Annotated in this window: 2 protein-coding genes and 1 pseudogene; 1 reads left to right on the forward strand and 2 read right to left on the reverse strand. The window is 64.4% G+C overall.

Annotated features, from left to right (window positions below):
* Positions 1-593: pseudogene (locus ABZT12_RS39215) on the reverse strand (IS630 family transposase); the annotation flags it as partial.
* A gap of 570 nt (positions 594-1,163) precedes the next feature.
* On the opposite strand from ABZT12_RS39215, the gene ltrA reads away from it, so the two are divergent.
* Positions 1,164-2,600, forward strand: a complete 1,437-nt coding sequence (gene ltrA / locus ABZT12_RS39220) for a group II intron reverse transcriptase/maturase (RefSeq protein ID WP_356394634.1) — start codon at positions 1,164-1,166, stop codon at positions 2,598-2,600.
* 93 nt (positions 2,601-2,693) lie between these two features.
* Here the strand turns inward: ltrA and ABZT12_RS39225 are convergent, their stop codons facing one another.
* Positions 2,694-3,287 (reverse strand): IS630 family transposase, encoded by a 594-nt coding sequence (locus ABZT12_RS39225; RefSeq protein ID WP_356394637.1) that lies wholly within the window; start codon positions 3,285-3,287, stop codon positions 2,694-2,696.
* Between the last annotated feature and the right edge of the window lie 38 nt (positions 3,288-3,325).

A 3,325-nucleotide genomic window follows, 5' to 3' on the forward strand; every position in this document is an offset into this window, starting at 1 on the left:
CTAGTGTCCTGCGCCAGAGATCCGTCGGCAGAGGCGGGCGAGGGAGTCGAGGATTTCTTCGGCTGTCTTGGTCCAGATGAACGGCTTGGGGTCTTCGTTCCAGTCCTTGACCCAGGCGCGGATGTCGGCTTCGAGGGCCTGGATGTTCTTGTGTGCGCCGCGGCGGATCATCTGGTGGGCCAGGTAGCCGAACCATCGCTCGACCTGGTTGATCCAGGAGGAGCCGGTCGGGGTGAAGTGCAGCTCGAACCGCGGGTGTCTGGCCAGCCATGCCTTGATCGCGGGAGTCTTGTGGGTGCCGTAGTTGTCCACGATCAGGTGGATCTGCAGGTGAGCGGGCACCGTCTTGTCGATCCTGATCAGGAACTTTTTGAACTCCACTGCCCGGTGGCGGCGGTGCAGGGCGGTGATGACTTCACCGGTGGCGACGTCGAAGGCGGCGAACAGGGTGGTCAGGCCGTTGCGGACGTAGTCGTGGGTGCGCCGCTCGGGCATGCCCGGCATTATCGGCAGTACGGGCTGGGACCGGTCCAGTGCCTGGATCTGCGACTTCGTGCGCCACGAGGCGCTGTGGGATCGAGCGGAGGTGAAAGGACTCCGCCGCCGTGCTGTCGCAGCAGCATGGCGAAGCTGGGGGCAGTTCGAACCGGGAGATGCCGGTAAGGGCGGAAAGCAGCCCCGACAACGACGGGACGCGCTGGCACTGCCAGACGGCGCGGGTCCGGCAAGCGAGACGGAAAGGTGCACGTGAGGAACCGGCGTGTAAAGCCCCTTAAGAGATCCACCAGCTCGAACCTGGCGGATGTGGGCTGGATTGCGGTGCACATTTCGCTCCCCGAGGTGGGGAGTGGGGTGACTCCTGGGCCGGTTGAAGTCGTCGGTCGGGAGGCCACGTTGAATGCCTGCGGCGTAGGCGTGGCGAGGCCGCAGGGGCAAAGTCGGGCACCTCATCCGTCGATCGATCCGGCAGTGAACGTGGGAACCGTCCGGATGCCTCCCTTTCCGTCGGCCATCCAGGCCGGTGGCGGGCAGGTGCATCGTCCACCGGCAGCATCCGGTCGGGGCGGAGCCGCTGTAGTAGTCCGAGGACGGGAAAGCCGTCCGCATGGCGAAGAGCGGCAGCATGTTCGCAGTGATGGTTCTGGAAGGCCAGGAGTCCGTTAATGAATATTGACGATCCGTCGGACGCCGTGTTCTGGGCCGAGCGGCGGGTACTGGGGATCCAGACCAAACTGCACCAATGGGCGACCGATGACACCGGTCGCCGGTTCAACGATCTGTTCAACCTTGTATGTGACCCCGCATTCCTGCTGGTTGCATGGGAGCGGGTGCGGACCAATCGGGGTGCCCGAACCGCAGGTGTGGACGGAATTTCCGCTCATGCCGTGCGGCTATCAGGACGGGAAGATCTCTTCCTGGACCGTCTCCGTCGAGATCTTAAGACGCAGACGTTCACCCCCCTCCCGGTGCGGGAGGTGATGATTCCCAAGGGCGGAAGTGGAAAGCTCCGTCGGCTGGGCATCCCTCCTGTGGGCGACAGAGTTGTGCAAGCGGCTCTGAAACTGGTGCTGGAGCCGATATTTGAGGCGGATTTCCTCCCGTGTAGCTACGGGTTCCGTCCCAAACGGCGGGCCCAGGATGCGATCGCCGAGATCCACTTCTTTGGATCCCGCTCTTACGAATGGGTTCTGGAAGCGGACATTCAGGCGTGCTTCGACGAGATCGCGCACCCGGCCCTGATGGACCGAGTGCGTGCGCGAATCGGAGACAAGCGGGTCCTGGCCCTGGTCAAGGCGTTCCTCAAGGCTGGAATCGTGCATACCGATGGCACTGAGGGCGCTTCGATCACCGGAACTCCCCAGGGGGGAATCCTGTCCCCGCTGCTGGCCAACATCGCCCTGTCCGAGCTCGACGAGCACTTCGCCGAGACTTGGCAGAGCTATGGATCGGACTACCAGCGCACCGCGCGTCGCAGACGCGGCCTGCCCATGTGCCGTCTCATCCGCTATGCGGATGACTGGGTGGTCATGGTTTCGGGGACGCGTCAGCACGCCGAAGCGCTGCGGGCCGAGGCCGCAGCAGTCCTGGCGCCAATGGGCTTGCGCCTGTCGGAGGCCAAGACACAGGTGGTTCACATCGACGAGGGCTTCGATTTTCTGGGCTGGCACATCCAGCGCCGGCGGAAACGAGGCACAGACCGGAACGTCGTTTATACCTATCCCTCGAAGAAGGCGCTGGCCTCCATCGTGGACAAGGTCCGGGCGATTACCGGCAGATCGAAACACCGGCATCTGTCCGACCTGCTGCGTCAGTTGAATTCTGTGCTGCGGGGCTGGTGTGCCTACTTCAGGCATGGTGTGTCGGCGGCCACCTTCGGCTATCTCGATGAGTATTCCTGGCATCGGGTGACCCGCTGGCTGCGTAAACGACATCCTCGTGTCCCGTGGGCATCCTTGTTCCGGCGTTTCCTCCCGGGGAAACGGCCGACCGAGGACGGTATCTCGCTGTTCCAACCCCAAAAGGTTCCGGTGGTCCGCTACCGATATCGGGGGCGGAACATACCGACACCATGGACGCCAATACCGGCAGCCGTCGGCTGACCAGAGGCAAGATCATGTGGAGAGCCGGATGCTCGGAGACGGGCACGTCCGGTTCGGCGGGCGGGCCGGGGAAACGGAACACCAGAAATGGTGTCACCGCGCCTCGGTCCGACCCGACTCGTCCACCGACAGCACGACCGCACCCTCGGGCGGGTTGAAGTACAGGCCGACGACGTCGTAGACCTTCTCCACGAACAACGGGTCCGTCGACAGCTTGAAGGTGTCTGCCAGATGCGGCTTGAGCTGGAACTGCCGCCAGATCCGGCCCACGGTCGACTTCGACAGGCCGCTGTGCTGTGCCATCGATTTCCGCGACCAGTGGGTGGCGTTCTTCGGGAGCTGTTCCAGCGTGGTGACCACCACCGCTTCCACCTGGTCGACGCTGATGGTGGGCGGCCGGCCCGGCCTCGGCTCGTCGGTCAGTCCGTCCAGCCGCTCGGCGAGGAAGCGCCGCCGCCACTTGCGGACGGTGTCCGCGGTCACCCGAATCTCCCGTGCGACCGCAACGATCGGCGGTACTTCAGGGCCCGCACACGCCAGCACAATCCGGGCCCGCAGGGCCAGGGCCTGTGCCGATGTCGCCCGACGCGTCCACCGCTCCAACTCCGCCCGCTCGTCAGCAGACAGCAGCAACGGCTCCAGCCTCGGGCCCCGACGAGGAACTGACGCACCAGCAGCAGAAGTCATACCACTACTAACGATCAACTACTGGCGCAGGACACTAG

Source organism: Streptomyces sp. NPDC005423, assembly GCF_040606415.1.
Classification (GTDB): domain Bacteria; phylum Actinomycetota; class Actinomycetes; order Streptomycetales; family Streptomycetaceae; genus Streptomyces.

What these genes read in the sequence shown, in the direction of transcription:
- ltrA (WP_356394634.1), top strand. Translation starts at nt 1,164, where the DNA reads ATGAATATTGACGATCCGTCGGACGCCGTGTTCTGGGCCGAGCGGCGG.
- ABZT12_RS39225 (WP_356394637.1), bottom strand. Translation starts at nt 3,287, where the DNA reads ATGACTTCTGCTGCTGGTGCGTCAGTTCCTCGTCGGGGCCCGAGGCTG.